This window comes from Pseudomonas sp. TJI-51, assembly GCF_000190455.2.
Lineage (GTDB): Bacteria > Pseudomonadota > Gammaproteobacteria > Pseudomonadales > Pseudomonadaceae > Aquipseudomonas > Aquipseudomonas juntendi.
Window position 1 is genome coordinate 15608 of record NZ_AEWE02000085.1, and the last position, 20226, is coordinate 35833.

Here is a 20226-nt window from a genome sequence, read left to right on the forward strand (position 1 = left end):
CGGCCCGCCCCCCAGCCACACCAGGCTTTCGCAACCGTGCACCCGGTTGGCCTCGGTTTTTTCGTTGGCAGCCAGCGGCTCCAGCCGGTCGCCCCATTGCATCAGCAAGCGAGCACGCTGTTCCCAGCCCTTGCCCTGTTCGAACGCGGCCAGCGCCTGTAGCGCCTGTTCCGGCAGGCTCATCGCAACAACTTCAGGCCTTGGTCCAGCGCGTCGAAGAAGCGCTGCAGGTCGCTGCTGTCGTTGTACAAGCCCAACGACACACGGATCGCACCCTCCAGGCCCAGCCCCTTCAACAGCGGCATGGCGCAGTGGTGCCCGGCACGCACGGCAATGCCCTGCTCGGTGAGCAGGTGGGCGATATCGGCATTGTGCACGCCTTCGATGACGAAGCTGGCCAGCGCCGCCTGTGGCGTGCCCAGCACCCGGATACCCTCGCGGTCGGCCAGGCCACGCAGCAGTTGCTGATGCAGGCTGGTTTCGTGGGCGGCGACCGCGTGGCTATCGAGGCTGGCCAGGTAGGCAAGGGTCGCGCCCAGGCCGATCACCCCGGCAATGGGCGGGGTGCCCGCTTCGAAACCCAACGGCGCCGGGCGGAAGCTGGCGCTATGGTAGTCGGCCAGTTGCACCATCTCACCGCCAAACTGCCAATGGCGCAGCAGCTCGAAAGCCTGGCTGCGGCCGTAGAGCACGCCGACACCGTCCGGGCCATACAGCTTGTGGCTGGAAAACACATAGAAGTCGCAGCCCAGCTGCTGCACATCATGGCGCCCATGGACCACGCCCTGGGCGCCGTCGACCACGGTCACCGCACCTTGCGCACGGGCATGGGCCAGCAGGGCAGGCAACGGCTGCCAAGTGCCCAGCACGTTGGACAACTGGCTGACGGCCAGTACCCGGGTGCGTGGGCCTACCAACTGCAGGGCCTGGTCCAGGTCGATGTGGCCGTGAATGTCCAGCGGCAGTACCACCAGGCGCAGGTCGTGCCGCTGCGCCAGTTGCTGCCAGGGCAGCAGGTTGGCATGGTGCTCCAGCGCGCTGACGGCAATTTCGTCGCCCGCCTCGAAGCGGTGCTCCAGGCCATAGGCCAGCAGGTTCAACGCCGAAGTGGCGCCATGGGTGAACACGATTTGCCGGGCATCGGCGGCGTTGAGCCAGGCGGCCACCTTGTTGCGGCTGGTTTCGAAAGCCTGGGTCGCCAGTGCACCGGGCAAGTGCTGGGCGCGGTGCACGTTGGCTGCGCCATGGGCGTAGTAATGGCCCAGAGCATCCAGCAAGGCTTGCGGCTTCTGGGTAGTGGCGGCGCTGTCCAGGTATGTCTGGTGCTGCCGTTGCAGGGCGTCGATGGCGGGGAAATCGGCACGCCAGGGGGAGGGCTGGAACATGATCGCGGGGCCTGGAATGAAAAACGGGTCTGGCGTGTTGGCGCCAGACCCGATGTTAACACCTCAAACCGTGCAAGGTTCTCAGTTGTGGGCGTGCAATGCTTCGTTCAGCTCAATGGCCGACTTGTGGGTCTTGCATTCCACTGCGCCGTTCAGCGAGTTGCGGCGGAACAGCAGGTCGGTCTGGCCTGCCAGGTCACGCGCCTTGACCACCTTGACCAGTTCGTTGTTTTCGTCCAGCAGGTTCACCTTGGTGCCGGCAGTGATGTACAGGCCCGCTTCGACGGTGTTGCGGTCACCCAGCGGGATACCGATACCGGCGTTGGCGCCGATCAGGCAGCCTTCGCCGACCTTGATGACGATGTTGCCGCCACCGGACAGGGTGCCCATGGTCGAGCAGCCGCCGCCCAGGTCCGAGCCCTTGCCGACGAATACGCCAGCGGAAACCCGGCCTTCGATCATGCCCGGGCCTTCGGTGCCAGCGTTAAAGTTGACGAAGCCTTCGTGCATGATGGTGGTGCCTTCGCCAATGTAGGCGCCCAGGCGCACACGGGCGGTGTCGGCGATACGCACGCCGGCGGGGACCACGTAGTCGGTCATTTTCGGGAACTTGTCCACCGAGAACACTTCCAGCAACTCGCCTTTGAGGCGTGCTTCGAGTTGCAGTTCGGCCAGTTCGCTCAGGTCGACCGCACCCTGGTTGGTCCAGGCCACGTTCGGCAGCAGCGGGAAGATGCCGGCCAGGCTCACGCCGTGTGGCTTGACCAGGCGGTGCGACAGCAGGTGCAGCTTGAGGTAGGCCTCGGGGGTCGAAGCCAGCGCAGCGTCTTCGGCCAGCAGGGTGGCGACCAGCGGCTTGTGGCTTTCGGCCAGGCGGGTCAGCAGCGCGGCCTGGGCGGCATCCACGCCTTTCACCGCTTCGGCCAGTTGGGCGGCCTGGGCGTTGCTGAAGGCGATGGCCTGGTTGCCACCCTGGTAACCAAGAACAGGCGCGACTGCGGCGACCAGTTCGGCGCTTGGGTTGAGCAGGGGTTGTGCGTAGAACACTTCCAGCCAGGCGCCCTGGCGGTTCTGGGAGCCGACACCGAAGGCCAGGCTGAACAGGGTATTGGACATGTGATTACCTCGTGCGAAATAGGGTAGGGGCTCAGGCGAAGGCTGCGGCGTACAGGTCAGGCTTGAAGCCGACCAACGTGCGCGCGCCAAGGTCGAGCACCGGGCGCTTGATCATCGACGGCTGGGCCAGCATCAGCTCGACGGCCTTGGCCTGGTCGAGGTCTGCCTTGCTGGCGTCTTCCAGCTTGCGGAACGTGGTGCCGGCACGGTTGAGGATGACTTCCCAGCCGTGTTCGTCGCACCAGCGGTTCAGGCTGTCACGGTCGATGCCTTGGGTCTTGTAGTCGTGGAATTCGTAGGCGATGGACTGGTCTTCGAGCCAGGTACGCGCTTTTTTCATGGTGTCGCAGGCTTTGATGCCGTAGAGCGTGTAGGTCATTGTGTGCATTGGGGATCACAGGTTGCCCCAACCTCTCCGTTTTTCGATTTCAGTCGCGGGATTATGCGGGAACGGAGATGTGAGCGCCACGGGTGTGCTTGTCTTGGGTTTTGCGGGCGGCGCAGATGTGCAGGTCTTGGGTCTTGCATCGCTTATGAGATCGAGCGCCGCGCGGGCGGCGCGCGATCTCGCAGGCGCTGCAAGACTCACGGCAGGCCCAACCACCCAACCGAAGTATCATCATGTTACATATTCATCCGCCACCTGCGACTATCGTGCAGCGGCCCCGGTTCGCCGATCGCCGCTAACATATTGTTTCAATGGCGATGTTTCGCCCTGTTGTCGTTTCTGGTTCATAAAGGAAGCCTTACCGGATGCAGTCCGCCTACACCGTCCTCATCCTGTTGACCTTGGTCAGCCTGTCGAAACTGGTCGGTCGCCTGATTCCGCTGCCCTTGCCGCTGGTGCAGATCGCCGCTGGCGCCTTGCTGGCGTGGCCGACCCTGGGCCTGCATGTGGCGCTGGACCCCGAGCTGTTCCTGTTTCTGTTCCTGCCGCCACTGCTGTTCGCCGATGGCTGGCGGATTCCCAAGCGCGAACTGTGGCGCCTTCGAGGGCCCGTGGTGGCGCTGGCGGTAGGGCTGGTGCTGTTCACTGTGGTCGGGGCCGGTTACTTCATTCACTGGCTGATGCCCAGCATCCCGCTGCCGGTGGCCTTCGCCTTGGCCGCCGTGTTGTCGCCGACCGACGCCGTTGCCGTATCGGCCATTACCCAGGACCGCCTACCCACCCCGCTGATGCATATGCTGCAGGGCGAGGCGCTGATGAACGACGCCTCTGGCCTGGTGACCTTCAAGTTCGCCCTGGCGGCGGCAATCACCGGGGCCTTCTCGCTGGCCGACGCCAGCTTCAGCTTCGTGCTGGTAGCACTGGGGGGCCTGGCAGTGGGCGTGGCCCTGAGCTGGCTGATCGGCCGCCTGCGCATGTGGATGATCACCCGGGGCTGGGACGACCCTGCGACCCATGTCGTGTTCATGCTGCTGTTGCCGTTCGCGGCTTATGTACTGGCCGAGCGCCTGGGCGTGTCGGGCATTTTGTCGGCAGTGGCCGCCGGCATGATGCAGAGCTGGCTCGACCTGCTGCCACGCCAGACCAGCACCCGCCTGCTCAACCGCAGCGTCTGGTCGCTGCTGGAGTTCGCCTTCAATGGCCTGATTTTCCTGCTACTGGGCCTGCAGTTACCGGACATCATCAAGGCTGTGGTCAGCCACGAAACCACCGTGTGGCCGACCCTGGCCTACCGCTGCCTGGATGTGCTGGCGATTTTTGCCGCGCTGATCCTGCTGCGTTTCATCTGGGTGCAGAGTATCTGGCGCGCGATCGGCGTGCTGCGCCGCTGGCGCGGTAAGCCGGCGCTGGTGCTGGTGCCTACGGCGCGCTCCTGCTGGCTGCTGACCTTCGGCGGCGTGCGGGGTGCAGTGACTCTGGCGGGTGTGATGTCGGTGCCATTGCTGATGGGGGCAGGCAAGGCGTTCCCGGAACGGGACCTGCTGATTTTCATCGCGGCAGGGGTGATCCTGCTGTCGCTGGTCAGCGCCTGTATCGCCTTGCCGCTGTTGCTGCGCGGGGTGACCAAAAGCGCCGACGAGCGCTTGCAACAGGAGGTGCAGGAAGCCTGGCGGCGCACGGCAGAAGCGGCGATCCATGCCTTGGAGGCGGAGGAAGTGATCGACAGCAGTGCGCCGCAGGATGCAGACCAGGCAACCATGGCCACGGAACTGAAGGCGCGCCTGATGGCGGAGTACCGGGATGAGCTGGACAGTTATAACGACACGGCCGAAGCCAAGGCGCTGGCCGAGCAGATGGATTTGCTGGAGCGCCGCTTGCGCCTGCGGGCGCTAAGGGCGCAGCGGCTGGAGCTGTACAACCTGCATCGTCAGCACGAGGTGGGCGATGAAGTGGTGCGGCAGGTGCTGGGCGAGCTGGACATGAGTGAGGCGAACCTGGGCCAGGTCAAATAAAGCGCTGGGGCTGCCTTGTAGCAACAGGTATCTCACCTACCCCGGTAGGAGCAACTGTCTTTCTGCAAATTTGAAAAGCCTGCGCGATTCATTGTGGGAGCGGGCTTGCCCGCGAAGCAGGCGACGCGGTGTCTGGCACCGGCTGCGCCGGTGTTCGCGGGCACGCCCGCTCCCACAGGAACCGCGTACAAACCGCCCCCCGATCCTGTCAGCGGCTTTGCAGAAACGCGCGAATGCGCTCGGCAGCTTCGATGCACTCGGCCAGCGGTGCAACCAAGGCCATGCGGACACGCCCGGCCCCCGGGTTCACACCACCCACTTCCCGCGAAAGGTAAGACCCCGGCACCACCGTCACATGCTGGGCTTCGAACAGGTCACGGGTGAACTCGGCATCGTCGCCAGGCACCTTGGCCCACAGGTAGAAGCTGCCGTCCGGGCGCTGTACGTCCAGTACCGGCTGCAGGATCTCCAGCACGGCATCGTATTTGGCGCGGTACTGGTCGCGGTTTTCGCGCACATGCGCTTCATCCTGCCAAGCGGCGATGCTCGCCAGTTGGGTTTGCACCGGCATGGCGCAGCCGTGGTAGGTACGGTACAGCAGGAATGGCTTGATGATGTCGGCGTCGCCGGCAACGAAGCCCGAGCGCAGGCCCGGCAGGTTGGAGCGCTTGGACAGGCTGTGGAAGACCACGCAACGTTTGAAGTCGCTGCGGCCCAGCTCCGCGCAAGCGCTCAACAGGCCCGGCGGCGGGGCGTCTTCGTCGAAGTACAGTTCGCTGTAGCACTCATCGGCGGCGATCACGAAGTCATGCTCGTCGGCCAGGGCAATCAGTGTTTTCAGGGTTTCCATGGGCACCAGCGCCCCGGTCGGGTTGCCCGGCGAGCACAGGAACAGGATCTGGCAGCGCTGCCAGACATCGGCCGGCACGGCGTCGAAGTCCGGGTTGAAGCCATTGGCCTCCAGGCACGGCAGGTAGTGTGGGGTGGCACCGGCCAGCAGGGCTGCGCCTTCATAGATCTGGTAGAAAGGGTTCGGGCTGACCACCAGGCCGTCATCGGCGCGGTTGACCACGGCCTGGGTGAAGGCGAACAGCGCCTCGCGGGTGCCATTGACCGGCAGGATATGGCGGTCGGCGTCGAGCCAGCCGGCGGGTACGCCAAACCGCTGCTCGCACCACTGGCCAATAGCCTGGCGCAGCGCCGGCAGGCCGAGGGTGCTGGGATAGACAGCCAGCTTGTCGAGGTTGTCGGCCATGGCCTGGGCGACGAACGCCGGCGATTCGTGCTTCGGCTCACCGATCGACAGGGCGATGGCGCGTTTGTCCGCCGCAGGCTTCACGGTGCCCAGCAGGGCGCGAAGCTTTTCGAACGGGTAGGGCTGAAGCTGGGTCAAGGCATGGTTCATCGGCGCAAGGTCTCGTCAATCGTCTAATCGTTAAATGGTCAGGCGGCTCGGGCTGGTGTCGCTGCCTTGGCCGGCCTGCAGCTGTTGCACGATAGCTTCCTGCAGGCGGCTGCACAGTTGCGGGTCGGACAGCGGCTGGTTGTCGGCATCGGTGATGAAGAACACGTCTTCGACCCGTTCGCCGAGGGTGGCGATCTTGGCGTTCTGCAGTGACAGGTCGAACTCCAGGAAAATCCGCCCCAGCCGGGCCAGCAGGCCAGGGCGGTCGGGGGCCGTAATCTCCAGAATGGTCACCGGCCGTTGGGCATCGTTGAGGATGGTCACCTGTGGCGGGAAGTCGAAGTGCTTGAGCTGGCGGGGCACCCGGCGCTGAATGATAGTCGGGTAGTTCTCGGGGTTGCGCAAGGCTTCGCTCAGGCCGTCGCGAATCTGCCGCACCCGTTGCGGGTTGTCGCCAATCGAGCCGCCGTCGTTGTCCAGCACGATGTAGGTGTCGAGGGTGAACTGGCTGCTGGAGGTGATGATTCGCGCGTCGTGAATGTTCAGGTTCAGCTGCGACATGGCCGCTACCGTCACCGCAAAGAAGTCGTGCTGGTCCGGGGCGTAGATGAAGATCTGCGTGCCACCCTCGAACTCGCGCTGGGTAGTTTCCTTGATCAGCACCAGCGGGCCGCCATCGGCGGGCTGCTGCAGGATCGCATCACTGTGCCAGGCTACGTCGGCCGCAGTGTGCTTGAGGAAGTAGTCATCGCCCAGCTGCGACCACAATTGTTCGACGTCGTCCGGGTCGGTGCCCTCGCGCACCAGGATGTCCAGGGCGGCAGACTGGGTTTGGCGAATCTGCTCTTCGCGGTCCAGCGGGTTTTCCAGGCCACGGCGCAAGGCCCGCTTGGTCTCGGTGTAAAGCTGGCGCAACAGGCTGGCGCGCCACGAGTTCCACAAGCTGGGGTTGGTGGCATTGATATCGGCCACGGTCAGCACGTACAGGTAGTCCAGGCGCGTTTCGTCGCCCACGTGCAGGGCAAAGTCGTTGATCACCTGTGGGTCGGACAGGTCCTTGCGCTGGGCGGTGGTAGACATCACCAGGTGGTTGAGCACCAGCCAGACGATCAGCCGGCTGTCCCACGCGGGCAGTTGGTGGCGTTCGCAGAACTTCTGCGCGTCTACTGCACCGAGCTCCGAGTGGTCACCGTGGCGGCCCTTGCCGATGTCGTGGTACAGGCCGGCCAGGTAGATCAGCTCGGGTTTGGGCAGGCGCCCCATGAGCTTGCTGGCCAGCGGAAACTTCTCGGACACCGGTGTGTACTGCAGCTTGCGCAGGTGCTTGATGAGGTTGAGGGTGTGCGCATCCACGGTATAGATGTGGAACAGGTCGTGCTGCATCTGCCCGACGATCAGGCCGAACTCGGGCAGGTAACGCCCCAGGATGCCGTAGCGGTTCATTCGGCGCAGGTTACGGTGTATGCCGATCTCGCACTTGAACAGCTCGATGAACAGGCTGGTATTGCGGATGTCGGTGCGGAACGTGTCGTCGATCAGGTGCCGGTGTTCGCGCAGCAGGCGCACGGTATCGGCGCGTACACCCTTGATTTCCGGGTGCTGGGCCATCAGCACGAACATCTCCAGCATGGCGAACGGCGTGCGCTTGAACACGTTCGGCCGGGTGGCCTCGATATAGCCGTCATGCAGGCGGAAGCGCGCATTCAGCGGCTGGGTGCTGCCACTGTCCTCGTCGGCGAGGATGACCTCCTCGAAGTGCTGGATGATCAGGTCGCACAGCTGGCTGATGCTCATCACCACCCGGTAGTACTGGGTCATGAACTGCTCGATCGCCCGCTTGGGGTTCTCGTCGTGGTAGCCCAGCAGTTCGGCCAGGCTGCGCTGGTGGTCGAACAACAGGCGGTCTTCGGCGCGGCCGGCCAGCATGTGCAGGGCGTAACGCACCTTCCATAGAAAGTCCTGCGACGAGGCCAGCAGTTCGTTCTCGCTTTCCAGCAGGAAGCCTTCGCCAGCCAGTGCGAGCAGGTTCAAAGTGCCGTATTGGCGGCGCGCCACCCACAGTACGGTCTGGATATCGCGCAGGCCGCCAGGGGACCCTTTGACGTTGGGTTCCAGGTTGTACTCGGTGTCGTTGTACTTGTGGTGGCGGGCCTTGAGTTCGGCGCGTTTGGCCAGGAAGAACTCCTTGCTCGGCCACATGTGCGCGGTGCTGGTCACGTCCAGCATGCGTTGGCGCAACGGCTCCGGGCCGGCGATGGTGCGGCTTTCCATCAGGTTGGTGATCACCGTGAGGTCGGCGCGGGCCTGTTCGGCACACTCGTCCACGGTACGCACGCTTTGGCCGACTTCCAGGCCTATGTCCCACAGCAGGGTCAGAAACCGTTCGATGGCATCGCGGTACTGTTCATGCTCGGCAGCGCCCAGGAGGATCAGCAGGTCGATGTCCGAATGCGGGTGCAGTTCACCGCGCCCGTAGCCACCCACCGCAACCAGGGCGATGCCGCTGTGGTCCCCCCAGTCGAACTGGTTCCAGGCCTGTTGCAGGATATTGTCGACCAGCCAGGCACGGGCCTCGATCAGCGGGCGAATGTCGCCGCCGGCGCGGAAACGCTTGTCGAGCACCTCGCCGGCCAGGCGGATGGCTTTCTTGAAAGCGGCGATAGGGCTCGCCTTGAGGGCCAGTTCCGCCTGGAACTGGCCGCGGTCGAACAGTTCGGGGTCCACCTGGGGCATCGCGTCACGTTCCTGTCATGGGTTGGCCGGGCTCAGGCCGAGGTGCGCGGGATCGTATCGTCCTTGCGCAGGGTGAAGATCTCGTAGCCGGTCGCAGTCACCACCAGGGTGTGCTCCCACTGGGCCGAGAGCTTGCGGTCCTTGGTGATGGCGGTCCAGCCGTCGCCCAGCACCTTGGTGTCGGCCTTGCCCTGGTTGATCATGGGCTCGATGGTGAAGGTCATGCCTTCTTTCAGTTCCATACCCGTGCCTGCGCGGCCGTAGTGGAGGATCTGCGGTTCTTCGTGGAACACCTTGCCGATACCGTGGCCGCAGAATTCACGCACCACCGAGAAGCCGTTCTTTTCGGCGTGCTTCTGGATCACTTCACCGATGTCGCCCAGGCGGCACCCTGGCTTGACCAGTTCAATGGCCTTGTACATGCATTCCTGGGTCACCTTGGACAGGCGCTCGGCCCATGCCGGCACGGTGCCGACATGGAACATGCGGCTGGTATCGCCGTGGTAGCCGTCCTTGATCACGGTGACGTCGATGTTCAGCGTGTCACCGTCCTTGAGCGGCTTGTCATTGGGGATGCCGTGGCAGACCACATGGTTGATCGAGGTGCAGATCGACTTCGGGTAGCCTTTGTAGTTGAGCGGCGCCGGGATGGCCTGCTGAACATTGACGATGTAGTCGTGGCACAGGCGGTCCAGCGCTTCGGTGGTGACGCCGGGCTTGACGTGTTCCTCGATCATTTCCAGCACTTCGGCGGCCAGGCGGCCAGCGATGCGCATCTTTTCGATGTCTTCTGCGGTCTTGATGGTAACGGTCATTACAGGCTCTCTACGGCGCCGTGCACGGCGCGAACAAACGGGAAAGGGCTTATTCTATCAGAGCGTCCAGCTGCAAGCTGCAAGTGGCAAGTGGCAAGTGGCAAGTGGCAAGCGGCAAGCTACAAGAAGAAGCGGATCGTGCGTCGGCTGCTTTTTGCTTTTTGCTTTTTGCATTTGCTTTTGCTTTTGCTTTTGCTTTTGCTTTTGCTTTTGCTTGCAGCTTTTGCTTGCAGCTTTTGCTTGCAGCTTTTGCTTGCAGCTTGCAGCTTGCAGCTGCTTCCACCGGGTTCCGTTTGCCCGCGGTCTGTGGTATAACATGCGCCGCTTTCGGGCACGACCCCGTCAGCATTTAACCCACACACGTGTCGACACGATGACCTGGGTGCCCCGAGTTGCAGAATTCGCGGGTTGGTCATTGGGATACGTGGAGGCCCAACCCGACTTATCAAGGAACTATCATGTCCCAAGTCAATATGCGCGATATGCTGAAGGCCGGTGTGCACTTCGGCCACCAGACCCGTTACTGGAACCCGAAAATGGGCAAGTACATTTTCGGCGCGCGTAACAAGATCCACATCGTCAACCTGGAAAAAACCCTGCCAATGTTCAACGACGCTCTGTCGTTCGTAGAGCGCCTGGCCCAGGGCAAGAACAAGATCCTGTTCGTCGGCACCAAGCGTTCCGCCGGCAAGATCGTCGCCGAGCAAGCTGCTCGTTGCGGTTCGCCATACGTTGACCACCGTTGGTTGGGCGGCATGCTGACCAACTACAAAACCATCCGCGCCTCGATCAAGCGTCTGCGCGACCTGGAAACCCAGGCCGAAGATGGCACTTTCGCCAAGCTGACCAAGAAAGAAGCCCTGATGCGCTCCCGCGACCTGGAAAAACTGGATCGCAGCCTGGGCGGCATCAAGGACATGGGTGGTCTGCCAGACGCTCTGTTCGTTATCGACGTTGATCACGAGCGCATCGCGATCACCGAAGCCAACAAACTGGGTATCCCGGTTATCGGCGTTGTCGATACCAACAGCAGCCCGGAAGGTGTTGACTACATCATCCCAGGTAACGATGACGCCATTCGCGCTATCGAGCTGTACATGACTTCGATGGCTGACGCCGTCATCCGCGGCCGCAACAACGTTGCCGGCGGCACTGAAGTCTACGCTGAAGAAGCGGCTGCACCTGCTGCTGAGTAATAGGCGCTAGCGTCTACTTGGCACGCGAAAAGGGGGCTCTGCCCCCTTTTTGCCACCTTGAAATCCTGCTGTCAGCATCGGCCCCGCATCATGGGCTTGCTGGAACACAAGCAGCGGATTTGCAGAATTTAACGCCCGTGACCAACGGGTGGAATGGTTGAAAAACTTTCCAAGAGGATTTTGAAATGGCAGCAATTACTGCAGCGCTGGTCAAAGAACTGCGCGAGCGTACCGGCGAAGGCATGATGGATTGCAAAAAGGCCCTGGAAAAGGCCGGCGGCGACATCGAAAAAGCCATTGACGACATGCGTGCCTCGGGCGCCATCAAGGCCGCCAAAAAGGCTGGCAACGTCGCTGCTGAAGGCGCTATCGCGGTCAAGACCGACGGTAAATCCGCCGTTCTGCTGGAAGTGAACTCGCAGACCGACTTCCTGGCCCTGCAAGACGACTTCAAGAACTTCGTTGCTGAAAGCCTCGAAGAAGCCTTCGCCCAGAAGCTGACCGACGCTGCGCCGCTGATCGCTTCGCGTGAAGCTGCTCGTGAAGCCCTGGTCGCCAAGTGCGGCGAGAACGTCAACATCCGCCGCCTGGTGCGCGTTGAGGGTGACGTTGTCGGTGCCTACCTGCACGGCAACAAGATCGGTGCCGTTGTTGTCCTGAACGGCGGCGACGTCGAGCTGGCCAAGAACATCGCCATGCACGTGGCTGCGTCGAACCCTGAGTTCCTGGATTCGTCGGAAATCTCCGCCGAGGCCATCGAGCGTGAGAAGGGCGTGTTCCTGCAGCTGAACGCTGACAAGATCGCCGGCAAGCCAGAGAACATCGTTGAGAACATGATCAACGGCCGTATCACCAAGTTCAAGGCTGAAGCCTCGCTGAAAGAGCAGGCTTTCGTCATGAACCCGGAAGTCAAAGTTGGCGAGCTGGCCAAGAAAGCCGGTGCTGAAATCGTTTCCTTCACCTACTTCAAAGTAGGCGAGGGCATCGAGAAGCCAGTCGACGACTTCGCTGCTGAAGTTGCCGCTCAGGTAGCTGCTGCCAAGCAGTAAGACAGCCCCGTCTGTCGCCCCAAAGAGGCTGCCCGCTCACGCGCGCAGCCTCTTTGTCAAAGCGGGAACGGTTTACAGAAACCGCTGCTCGCGGACGCAATCGTTGCGTCACGTTACAGTTACAAGCAGGCTCAAGCAGCCCGCAAGAATTTTACAAACGCCGCAGGAGAGATTCGCAATGGCTCAGCAGGGCAGTGGTCATCAGGCTCGCTATAAACGCATTCTACTCAAACTTAGCGGCGAGGCCCTGATGGGCTCGGAAGAGTTCGGGATCGACCCCAAGGTCCTGGATCGCATGGCGCTGGAAGTCGGCCAACTGGTCGGCATCGGTGTTCAGGTCGGCCTGGTGATCGGTGGTGGCAACCTGTTCCGTGGCGCGGCGCTCAGTGCAGCCGGCATGGACCGTGTTACCGGCGACCACATGGGGATGCTGGCCACCGTGATGAATGCCCTGGCCATGCGCGACGCGCTGGAGCGGGCGAACATCACTGCCATCGTCATGTCGGCGATCTCCATGGTGGGTGTCACCGATCATTACGACCGTCGCAAAGCCATGCGTCACCTCAACGCCAAGGAAGTCGTGATTTTCGCCGCCGGTACTGGCAACCCGTTCTTCACCACCGACTCTGCCGCTTGCCTGCGCGCCATCGAAATCGATGCCGACGTGGTATTGAAGGCAACCAAGGTCGATGGTGTATACACTGCAGATCCATTCAAGGACCCGCATGCCGAGAAGTTCGATCATCTGACCTACGATGAAGTGCTGGATCGCAAGCTGGGGGTAATGGATCTCACGGCAATCTGCCTGTGCCGCGACCACAAGATGCCGCTGCGCGTCTTCAACATGAACAAGCCCGGCGCCCTGCTGAACATCGTGCATGGCGGCGCGGAAGGAACTCTGATCGAGGAAGTCCAGAAATGATCAACGATATCAAGAAAGACGCGCAGGAGCGCATGACCAAGTCCCTCGAGGCTCTGGCTCGCAACCTGGCGGCCATCCGTACGGGTCGCGCTCACCCAAGCATCCTGGATACCGTCAGGGTCACTGCCTGGGGCAGCGAGATGCCGCTGAACCAGGTGGCTGCAATCACCGTCGAAGATGCCCGCACGCTGAAGATCGTCGCCCACGACAAGAACCTCAGCGCGGCTATCGAAAAAGCCATCCTCACCTCTGACCTGGGCCTGAACCCGTCCAGCGCCGGTACCACCATCCGCGTGCCGATGCCGGCCCTGACCGAGGAAACCCGCAAGGGCTATACCAAGCAGGCCAGCGCTGTTGCCGAAGACGCCAAGGTAGCCGTGCGCAACGTGCGCCGCGACGCCCTGGCCGACCTGAAGAAGCTGACCAAGGACAAGGAAATCAGCGAAGACGAAGAGCGTCGCGCCGCTGATGACATCCAGAAGCTGACCGACAAGTTCGTTGCCGAGGTCGATGCTGCCTTCAAGGCCAAGGAAAAGGACCTGATGGCCGTCTGAGGCCGGGGTTTTTTAATGGAAAAGACCAAGCCAGCGGTGCCGTCCTCGGTGCCGCGTCATGTCGCGATCATCATGGACGGCAACAACCGCTGGGCAAAAAAACGCCTGCTGCCCGGCGTTGCCGGGCACAAGGCGGGTGTCGACGCCGTTCGCGCGGTCATCGAAGTCTGTGCCCAGTCCGGGGTCGAGGTGCTGACCCTGTTCGCCTTCTCCAGTGAAAACTGGCAGCGCCCGGCCGAAGAAGTCGGTGCGCTGATGGAACTGTTCTTCTCGGCCCTGCGCCGTGAGGCCAAGCGCCTCAACGAAAACAATATCAGCCTGCGTATCATCGGTGACCGCTCGCGGTTCCACCCGGAGTTGCAGGCTGCCATGCGTGAGGCCGAGGCGCTGACCGCCGGCAACAACCGCTTCATCCTGCAAATCGCTGCCAACTACGGCGGCCAGTGGGACATTGCCCAGGCCGCGCAACGGCTGGCGCGGGAAGTGCAAGCCGGGCACCTGCGCCCGGACGACATCACCCCTGGCCTGCTGCAGACGTGCCTGGCAACCGGTGAGCTGCCGTTGCCGGACCTGTGTATCCGCACCGGTGGCGAGCATCGCATCAGCAATTTCCTGCTGTGGCAGCTGGCATATGCCGAGCTGTATTTCTCCGACCTGTACTGGCCGGACTTCAAACACGAGGCCATGCGTAAAGCCCTGGCCGATTTCGCTTCGCGCCAGCGCCGCTTCGGTAAGACCAGCGAGCAGGTCGAGGCTGGAGCTCGTGCTTAATGCTTAAACAACGCATCATTACCGCGCTGATCCTGCTGCCGGTTGCGCTGGGTGGTTTCTTCCTGCTCAACGGTGGGGATTTTGCCCTGTTCATCGGCTTCGTTGTGACCCTCGGTGCCTGGGAGTGGGCGCGCCTGGCCGGCCTGATGGCCCAGCCGCTGCGCATTGCCTACGCCCTGGTAGTGGCCGGGGCGCTGATGCTGCTGTACATCCTGCCGGAACTGGCCCCCTGGGTGCTCGGCGCCGCAGTGATCTGGTGGGGGTTGGCGACCTGGCTGGTGCTGACCTATCCACGCAGCAGCGAGTTGTGGGCCAGTGCTGCCTGCCGGCTGCTGATAGGCCTGCTGGTATTGCTGCCCGCCTGGCAGGGGTTGGTGCTGCTCAAGCACTGGCCGCTGGGCAACTGGCTGATTCTCTCGGTCATGGTGCTGGTGTGGGCTGCCGACATCGGCGCGTACTTTTCTGGCCGTGCATTTGGCAAGCGCAAGCTGGCCCCGCAGGTCAGCCCCGGCAAGAGCTGGGAAGGCGTGTATGGCGGGCTGGCGGTCAGCTTGCTGATCACCCTCGGTGTGGGCATAAGCCGCGACTGGGGCGTCGGCCAGGTGCTGCTCGGCCTGCTGGGTGCTGCGCTGCTGGTGATGGCCTCGGTGGTCGGTGACCTGACCGAGAGCATGTTCAAGCGCCGGTCCGGCATCAAGGACAGCAGCAACCTGCTCCCCGGCCACGGCGGTGTGCTCGACCGCATCGACAGCCTGACGGCAGCGATCCCGATCTTTGCCGTGTTGTTGTGGGCTGCCGAATGGGGTGTCATGTGACTCGCCCGCAACGTATCACCGTGCTCGGTGCCACCGGCTCCATCGGCCTGAGCACCCTGGACGTGATTGCCCGGCACCCTGATCGCTACCAGGCGTTCGCCCTCAGTGGCTATTCGCGTGTGGACGAACTGCTGGCCCTGTGCGTGCGCCACCGCCCGGCGTTCGCCGTGGTGCCGAGCAGTGAAGCGGCCATGCGGTTGCGTGCAGGTCTGGCGGCGGCCGGTTGTGCAACCGAGGTGCTCGAAGGCGACGCCGGGTTGTGCCAGGTGGCGTCGGCAAGCGAAGTGGACGCCGTGATGGCGGCCATCGTCGGGGCTGCCGGCTTGCGTCCCACCTTGGCGGCTGTCGAGGCGGGCAAGAAGGTCCTGCTGGCCAACAAGGAAGCGCTGGTGATGTCGGGGGCCCTGTTCATGGACGCCGTGCGGCGCCATGGCGCCGTGCTGCTGCCAATCGACAGCGAGCACAACGCTATCTTCCAGTGCATGCCTGGCGACTATGCCCGTGGCCTGAGTGCGGTGGGGGTGCGGCGGATCCTGCTGACGGCTTCCGGTGGCCCGTTCCGTGAAACGCCCGTCGAAGCGCTGATGGGGGTGACCCCGGAGCAAGCCTGTGCGCACCCTAACTGGTCGATGGGGCGCAAGATCTCCGTGGATTCGGCCAGCATGATGAATAAAGGGCTGGAACTGATCGAAGCCTGTTGGCTGTTCGATGCTGCGCCGGCCAAGGTCGAAGTGGTGGTGCACCCGCAGAGCGTGATCCACTCGCTGGTCGACTACGTGGATGGCTCGGTCCTCGCGCAGCTGGGCAACCCCGACATGCGCACCCCGATCGCCAACGCCCTGGCCTGGCCCGAACGGATCGACTCCGGGGTGGCGCCGCTGGACCTGTTCGCCGTCGCCCGTCTGGATTTCCAGGCGCCCGACGAACAACGCTTCCCTTGCCTGCGCCTCGCGCGGCAGGCTGCCGAAGCCGGCAACAGTGCCCCCGCCGTGCTCAATGCCGCCAACGAAGTGGCGGTGCAAGCATTTCTCGAGCGGCGTATTCGCTTCCCGGAGATCGCGGGTATGATCGAACAGGTACTCGAGCAGGAACCTGTGGTGCCCCTGCCTTCCCTGGACGCGGTGTTCGCCGCCGACCAGCGGGCCCGGGAGCTTTCCCGGGAGTGGCTGCGCCGCCACGGCCGCTGATGCAGGCTCGCTTCGGTGCGTGAGGGGGCAGGGTATTGCCCCGCCCCGCTGAATATCATTCGGAGATGGACATGACAGCGCTCTACATGATTATCGGCACCCTCGTGGCCCTGGGGGTGCTGGTGACCTTTCATGAATTCGGCCACTTCTGGGTCGCGCGCCGCTGTGGCGTGAAGGTGCTGCGTTTTTCGGTGGGTTTCGGCACGCCGCTGCTGCGCTGGCATGACCGCCATGGCACCGAGTTCGTCGTGGCGGCGATCCCGCTGGGCGGCTACGTGAAGATGCTCGACGAGCGCGAAGGTGATGTGCCGCCGGCGTTGCTCGGCCAGTCGTTCAACCGCAAACCGGTATCCCAGCGTATCGCCATTGTCGCGGCCGGCCCGATCGCCAATTTCCTGCTGGCAATCGTGTTCTTCTGGCTGCTGGCGATGCTGGGTACCCAACAGGTTCGCCCGGTCATTGGTAGCGTCGATGCCGGCAGCCTGGCGGCGTCGGCCGGGCTGGCCGCAGGTCAGGAAATCGTCTCTGTGGACGGCAAGCCGACCAGCGGTTGGGCGGCGGTCAACCTGCAGCTGGTGCGGCGCCTGGGCGAGAGCGGCACCTTGCAGGTTGGCGTGCGCGACGATGGCGCCAGTGCCGAGCGCCAGTTGCAGGTCAAGCTGGACAGCTGGTTGAAGGGCGCCGATGAGCCAGAGCCGATCCAGTCCCTTGGGCTGCACCCATTGCGCCCGGCGATTGCGCCGGTGCTGGCCGAGATCGACCCGAAAGGGCCGGCTGCCGCTGCGGGCCTCAAGAGCGGTGACAAGCTGCTGGCGGTCGACGGCGTTGCCGTGACCGAATGGCAGCAGGTGGTCGACAGTGTACGTGCCCGGCCGGATGCCAAGGTGCAGGTCCGCGTGGAGCGCGACGGTGCTGCCCTCGACGTGCCGGTGGTCCTGGCCCACAAGGGCGAGGGCAAGGCCGTTGCCGGGTACCTGGGTGCCGGGGTCAAAGGTGGCGAATGGCCTGCCAGCATGCTTCGTGAAGTCAGCTATGGCCCGCTGGAGGCGGTGGGCGAGGGCTTGTCACGCACCTGGAACATGAGTGTCCTTACCCTCGAATCGCTGAAGAAAATGCTGTTCGGGGAGCTCTCGGTAAAAAACTTGAGTGGACCGATAACCATTGCTAAAGTGGCGGGCGCTTCAGCCCAGTCCGGCATCGGGGATTTTCTTAATTTCCTCGCCTACCTGAGCATAAGCCTGGGGGTTCTTAACCTGCTGCCCATCCCGGTACTCGATGGGGGGCATTTGCTGTTTTATCTGGTCGAGTGGGCGCGCGGTCGTCCGCTGTCGGATCGGGTGCAAGGTTGGGGGGTCCAGATCGGTATCAGTTTGGTCATAGGGGTGATGTTGCTCGCCCTGATCAACGATCTGGGTCGACTATAAAGCTTCGCTCAATTGCGAACCCGCCGTTTTTTCACGGCGGGTTGTTTATTGCCAGTTGGAATAAAAGGACTTCATGAAACGTCTGCTGCTAACTGCGGTCATGTCCGCACTGATGATCGCTGAAGTTCACGCCGAGTCCTTCACCATCTCCGATATTCGCGTCAACGGCCTGCAGCGGGTGTCCGCCGGCAGCGTGTTCGGTGCCTTGCCGCTGAACGTCGGTGACCAGGCTGATGACCGCCGCCTGGTGGACTCGACCCGTTCCCTGTTCAAGACCGGGTTCTTCCAGGACATCCAGTTGAACCGCGATGGCAATGTGCTGATCATCAACGTGGTCGAGCGCCCGTCGGTGTCGAGCATCGAGATCGAAGGCAACAAGGCGATCAGCACCGATGACCTGATGAAAGGCCTGAAGCAATCCGGCCTGGCCGAAGGCGAGATCTTCCAGCGTGCCACCCTTGAAGGCGTGCGTAACGAACTGCAGCGCCAGTACGTGGCCCAGGGCCGCTACTCGGCCGAGGTCGACGCCGAGGTGGTGCCGCAGCCGCGCAACCGCGTGGCACTGAAGATCAAGATCAACGAAGGCACGGTCGCGGCCATCCAGCACATCAACATCGTCGGCAACAACGTGTTCGACGACGATACCCTGGGCCAGTTGTTCGAGCTGAAAACCACCAACTGGCTGTCGTTCTTCAAGAACGACGACAAGTACGCCCGCGAAAAGCTGTCCGGTGACCTTGAGCGCCTGCGTTCCTACTACCTGGACCGCGGCTACATCAACATGGACATCGCCTCGACCCAGGTGTCGATCACGCCAGACAAGAAGCACGTCTATATCACCGTCAACATCAACGAAGGCGAGAAGTACACCGTTCGCGACGTGAAGCTGTCCGGTGACCTCAAGGTGCCGGAAGACCAGGTCAAGTCGCTGCTGCTGGTGCAGCCTGGCCAGGTATTCTCGCGCAAGGTGATGACCACCACGTCCGAGCTGATCACCCGCCGCCTGGGCAACGAGGGCTACACCTTCGCCAACGTCAACGGCGTGCCACAGCCGAACGAACAGGACCACACGGTAGACATCATGTTCGTGGTCGACCCGGGCAAGCGTGCCTACGTCAACCGCATCAACTACCGCGGTAACACCAAGACCGAAGACGAAGTGCTGCGTCGCGAAATGCGCCAGATGGAAGGCGGGTGGGCGTCGACCTACCTGATCGACCAGTCCAAGACCCGCCTCGAGCGCCTGGGCTTCTTCAAGGAAGTGAACGTCGAGACCCCACCGGTGCCGGGCACCGATGACCAGGTCGATGTCAACTACAGCGTAGAGGAGCAAGCCTCCGGTTCGATCACCGCCAGCGTCGGTTTCGCCCAAAGCGCGGGCCTGATCCTGGGTGGTTCGATCAGCCAGAGCAACTTCCTCGGCACCGGTAACAAGGTGTCCATCGGCTTGACCCGTTCGGAATACCAGACCCGCTACAACTTTGGCTTCGTGGATCCCTACTTCACTGCCGACGGCGTGAGCCTGGGCTACAACGCCTTCTACCGCAGCACCAACTACGATGACCTCGATGTCGACGTGGCCAGCTATGCGGTGGACAGCCTCGGTGCAGGTGTGAGCCTGGGCTACCCGATCAGCGAAACCTCGCGCCTGACCTACGGCCTGAGCGTGCAGCAGGACAAGATCAAGACCGGCAAGTACACCGTTGACGAGATCTTCGACTTCCTCGACCAGGAAGGCGACAACTTCCTCAACTTCAAGGCATCGATCGGCTGGTCCGAGTCGACCTTGAACAAAGGTGTGCTGGCGACCCGTGGTCACTCGCAAAGCCTGACCCTGGAATCGACCATTCCGGGCAGCGACCTGTCGTTCTTCAAGCTCGACTACCGTGGCCAGCTGTTCCAGCCGATCACCAACGACTACACCCTGCGCCTGCACACCGAGCTGGGCTATGGTGATGGTTATGGCAGCACCTCCGGCCTGCCGTTCTACGAGAACTACTTCGCGGGTGGCTTCAACTCCGTCCGCGGCTTCAAGGACAGCAGCCTGGGCCCACGCAGTACCCCAAGCCGCGGTGAAGGCAACCCAGGTGGCAAGCCCGGTACCATCGCCGACCCGGATCAGGACCCGTTGCCGTTCGGTGGTAACGTGCTGGTGCAAGGTGGCGTCGAATTGCTGTTCCCGCTGCCATTCGTCAAGGACCAGCGTTCGCTGCGCACCTCCGTGTTCTGGGATGTGGGTAACGTGTTCGACACCAATTGCGGCAGCAAGCCTGATTGCGAGAAGGTCGGCTTCTCGGGCATGGCCAGTTCGGTCGGCCTGGGTGTGACCTGGATTACTGCACTGGGCCCGCTGAGCTTCAGCCTGGCAATGCCGGTCAAGAAGCCGGACGATGCCGATACCCAGGTGTTCCAATTCTCTCTGGGCCAGACCTTCTAAGGTCGGCCCTTGCTTAA

17 protein-coding genes and 1 pseudogene are annotated in these 20226 nt (G+C 62.8%); 10 read left to right on the forward strand and 8 right to left on the reverse strand.

What is annotated here, in order from left to right; translation table 11 throughout:
• The 4 genes and pseudogenes from G1E_RS29675 to G1E_RS18620 form a co-directional block, all read right to left on the reverse strand.
• Positions 1–183 (reverse strand): annotated as a pseudogene (locus G1E_RS29675) (SufE family protein); the annotation flags it as partial.
• On the reverse strand, positions 180–1385 hold the full coding sequence (locus G1E_RS18610; RefSeq protein ID WP_009686961.1) for a cysteine desulfurase: 1206 nt from the start codon (positions 1383–1385) through the stop codon (positions 180–182). The pseudogene G1E_RS29675 and the gene G1E_RS18610, both read right to left, overlap by 4 nt.
• 81 nt (positions 1386–1466) lie before the next feature.
• Positions 1467–2501 (reverse strand): 2,3,4,5-tetrahydropyridine-2,6-dicarboxylate N-succinyltransferase, encoded by a 1035-nt coding sequence (gene dapD, locus G1E_RS18615; RefSeq protein WP_009686960.1) that lies wholly within the window; start codon positions 2499–2501, stop codon positions 1467–1469.
• Between the two features lie 31 nt (positions 2502–2532).
• The gene (locus G1E_RS18620; RefSeq protein WP_009686959.1) at positions 2533–2880 is read right to left on the reverse strand and encodes an ArsC family reductase; all 348 of its coding nucleotides are present in this window, start codon (positions 2878–2880) and stop codon (positions 2533–2535) included.
• Between the two features lie 374 nt (positions 2881–3254).
• Between G1E_RS18620 and G1E_RS18625 the strand changes: the two genes are divergently transcribed.
• Positions 3255–4901 (forward strand): Na+/H+ antiporter, encoded by a 1647-nt coding sequence (locus G1E_RS18625; RefSeq protein ID WP_009686958.1) that lies wholly within the window; start codon positions 3255–3257, stop codon positions 4899–4901.
• 208 nt (positions 4902–5109) lie between these two features.
• Here the strand turns inward: G1E_RS18625 and dapC are convergent, their stop codons facing one another.
• The 4 genes from dapC to G1E_RS18645 are packed head-to-tail and all read right to left on the reverse strand — an operon-like array spanning position 5110 to position 10137.
• On the reverse strand, positions 5110–6306 hold the full coding sequence (dapC, locus tag G1E_RS18630) for a succinyldiaminopimelate transaminase (RefSeq protein WP_009686957.1): 1197 nt from the start codon (positions 6304–6306) through the stop codon (positions 5110–5112).
• Between the two features lie 30 nt (positions 6307–6336).
• Positions 6337–9039 carry a [protein-PII] uridylyltransferase gene (locus G1E_RS18635; RefSeq protein ID WP_009686956.1) on the reverse strand — a complete coding sequence of 901 codons (2703 nt, stop codon included), beginning with the start codon at positions 9037–9039 and terminating at the stop codon, positions 6337–6339.
• Positions 9040–9071: 32 nt separating this feature from the next.
• Positions 9072–9854 (reverse strand): type I methionyl aminopeptidase, encoded by a 783-nt coding sequence (map, locus tag G1E_RS18640; protein ID WP_009686955.1) that lies wholly within the window; start codon positions 9852–9854, stop codon positions 9072–9074.
• A gap of 49 nt (positions 9855–9903) precedes the next feature.
• Positions 9904–10137: a hypothetical protein gene (locus tag G1E_RS18645; protein ID WP_157050338.1), complete on the reverse strand. Its 234-nt coding sequence runs from the start codon at positions 10135–10137 to the stop codon at positions 9904–9906.
• Positions 10138–10312: 175 nt separating this feature from the next.
• Here G1E_RS18645 and rpsB point away from each other — a divergent pair, with 175 nt between their 5' ends.
• From rpsB to bamA, 9 genes are all read left to right on the forward strand, one after another.
• Positions 10313–11050, forward strand: a complete 738-nt coding sequence (gene rpsB, locus G1E_RS18650) for a 30S ribosomal protein S2 (protein ID WP_003252287.1) — start codon at positions 10313–10315, stop codon at positions 11048–11050.
• A gap of 185 nt (positions 11051–11235) precedes the next feature.
• On the forward strand, positions 11236–12099 hold the full coding sequence (gene tsf, locus G1E_RS18655; protein ID WP_009686951.1) for a translation elongation factor Ts: 864 nt from the start codon (positions 11236–11238) through the stop codon (positions 12097–12099).
• Positions 12100–12277: 178 nt separating this feature from the next.
• Positions 12278–13021, forward strand: a complete 744-nt coding sequence (gene pyrH / locus G1E_RS18660) for a UMP kinase (RefSeq protein WP_009686950.1) — start codon at positions 12278–12280, stop codon at positions 13019–13021.
• Positions 13018–13575, forward strand: a complete 558-nt coding sequence (frr, locus tag G1E_RS18665; RefSeq protein WP_029886984.1) for a ribosome recycling factor — start codon at positions 13018–13020, stop codon at positions 13573–13575. Before pyrH ends, frr begins: the two co-directional genes overlap by 4 nt.
• A gap of 15 nt (positions 13576–13590) precedes the next feature.
• Positions 13591–14346, forward strand: a complete 756-nt coding sequence (gene uppS, locus G1E_RS18670) for a polyprenyl diphosphate synthase (protein ID WP_009686947.1) — start codon at positions 13591–13593, stop codon at positions 14344–14346.
• Positions 14346–15161: a phosphatidate cytidylyltransferase gene (locus G1E_RS18675; RefSeq protein ID WP_009686946.1), complete on the forward strand. Its 816-nt coding sequence runs from the start codon at positions 14346–14348 to the stop codon at positions 15159–15161. Before uppS ends, G1E_RS18675 begins: the two co-directional genes overlap by 1 nt.
• Positions 15158–16348: a 1-deoxy-D-xylulose-5-phosphate reductoisomerase gene (gene ispC, locus G1E_RS18680; protein ID WP_029886982.1), complete on the forward strand. Its 1191-nt coding sequence runs from the start codon at positions 15158–15160 to the stop codon at positions 16346–16348. Before G1E_RS18675 ends, ispC begins: the two co-directional genes overlap by 4 nt.
• Before the next feature lie 71 nt (positions 16349–16419).
• Positions 16420–17772, forward strand: a complete 1353-nt coding sequence (gene rseP, locus G1E_RS18685) for an RIP metalloprotease RseP (RefSeq protein WP_047150001.1) — start codon at positions 16420–16422, stop codon at positions 17770–17772.
• 73 nt (positions 17773–17845) lie between these two features.
• Complete coding sequence (bamA, locus tag G1E_RS18690) at positions 17846–20209, forward strand: outer membrane protein assembly factor BamA (protein ID WP_009686943.1); 2364 nt, start codon at positions 17846–17848, stop codon at positions 20207–20209.
• Positions 20210–20226 lie beyond the last annotated feature (17 nt).

What these genes read in the sequence shown, in the direction of transcription:
- G1E_RS18610 (WP_009686961.1), bottom strand. Translation starts at nt 1,385, where the DNA reads ATGTTCCAGCCCTCCCCCTGGCGTGCCGATTTCCCCGCCATCGACGCC.
- dapD (WP_009686960.1), bottom strand. Translation starts at nt 2,501, where the DNA reads ATGTCCAATACCCTGTTCAGCCTGGCCTTCGGTGTCGGCTCCCAGAAC.
- G1E_RS18620 (WP_009686959.1), bottom strand. Translation starts at nt 2,880, where the DNA reads ATGACCTACACGCTCTACGGCATCAAAGCCTGCGACACCATGAAAAAA.
- G1E_RS18625 (WP_009686958.1), top strand. Translation starts at nt 3,255, where the DNA reads ATGCAGTCCGCCTACACCGTCCTCATCCTGTTGACCTTGGTCAGCCTG.
- dapC (WP_009686957.1), bottom strand. Translation starts at nt 6,306, where the DNA reads ATGAACCATGCCTTGACCCAGCTTCAGCCCTACCCGTTCGAAAAGCTT.
- G1E_RS18635 (WP_009686956.1), bottom strand. Translation starts at nt 9,039, where the DNA reads ATGCCCCAGGTGGACCCCGAACTGTTCGACCGCGGCCAGTTCCAGGCG.
- map (WP_009686955.1), bottom strand. Translation starts at nt 9,854, where the DNA reads ATGACCGTTACCATCAAGACCGCAGAAGACATCGAAAAGATGCGCATC.
- rpsB (WP_003252287.1), top strand. Translation starts at nt 10,313, where the DNA reads ATGTCCCAAGTCAATATGCGCGATATGCTGAAGGCCGGTGTGCACTTC.
- tsf (WP_009686951.1), top strand. Translation starts at nt 11,236, where the DNA reads ATGGCAGCAATTACTGCAGCGCTGGTCAAAGAACTGCGCGAGCGTACC.
- pyrH (WP_009686950.1), top strand. Translation starts at nt 12,278, where the DNA reads ATGGCTCAGCAGGGCAGTGGTCATCAGGCTCGCTATAAACGCATTCTA.
- frr (WP_029886984.1), top strand. Translation starts at nt 13,018, where the DNA reads ATGATCAACGATATCAAGAAAGACGCGCAGGAGCGCATGACCAAGTCC.
- uppS (WP_009686947.1), top strand. Translation starts at nt 13,591, where the DNA reads ATGGAAAAGACCAAGCCAGCGGTGCCGTCCTCGGTGCCGCGTCATGTC.
- G1E_RS18675 (WP_009686946.1), top strand. Translation starts at nt 14,346, where the DNA reads ATGCTTAAACAACGCATCATTACCGCGCTGATCCTGCTGCCGGTTGCG.
- rseP (WP_047150001.1), top strand. Translation starts at nt 16,420, where the DNA reads ATGACAGCGCTCTACATGATTATCGGCACCCTCGTGGCCCTGGGGGTG.
- bamA (WP_009686943.1), top strand. Translation starts at nt 17,846, where the DNA reads ATGAAACGTCTGCTGCTAACTGCGGTCATGTCCGCACTGATGATCGCT.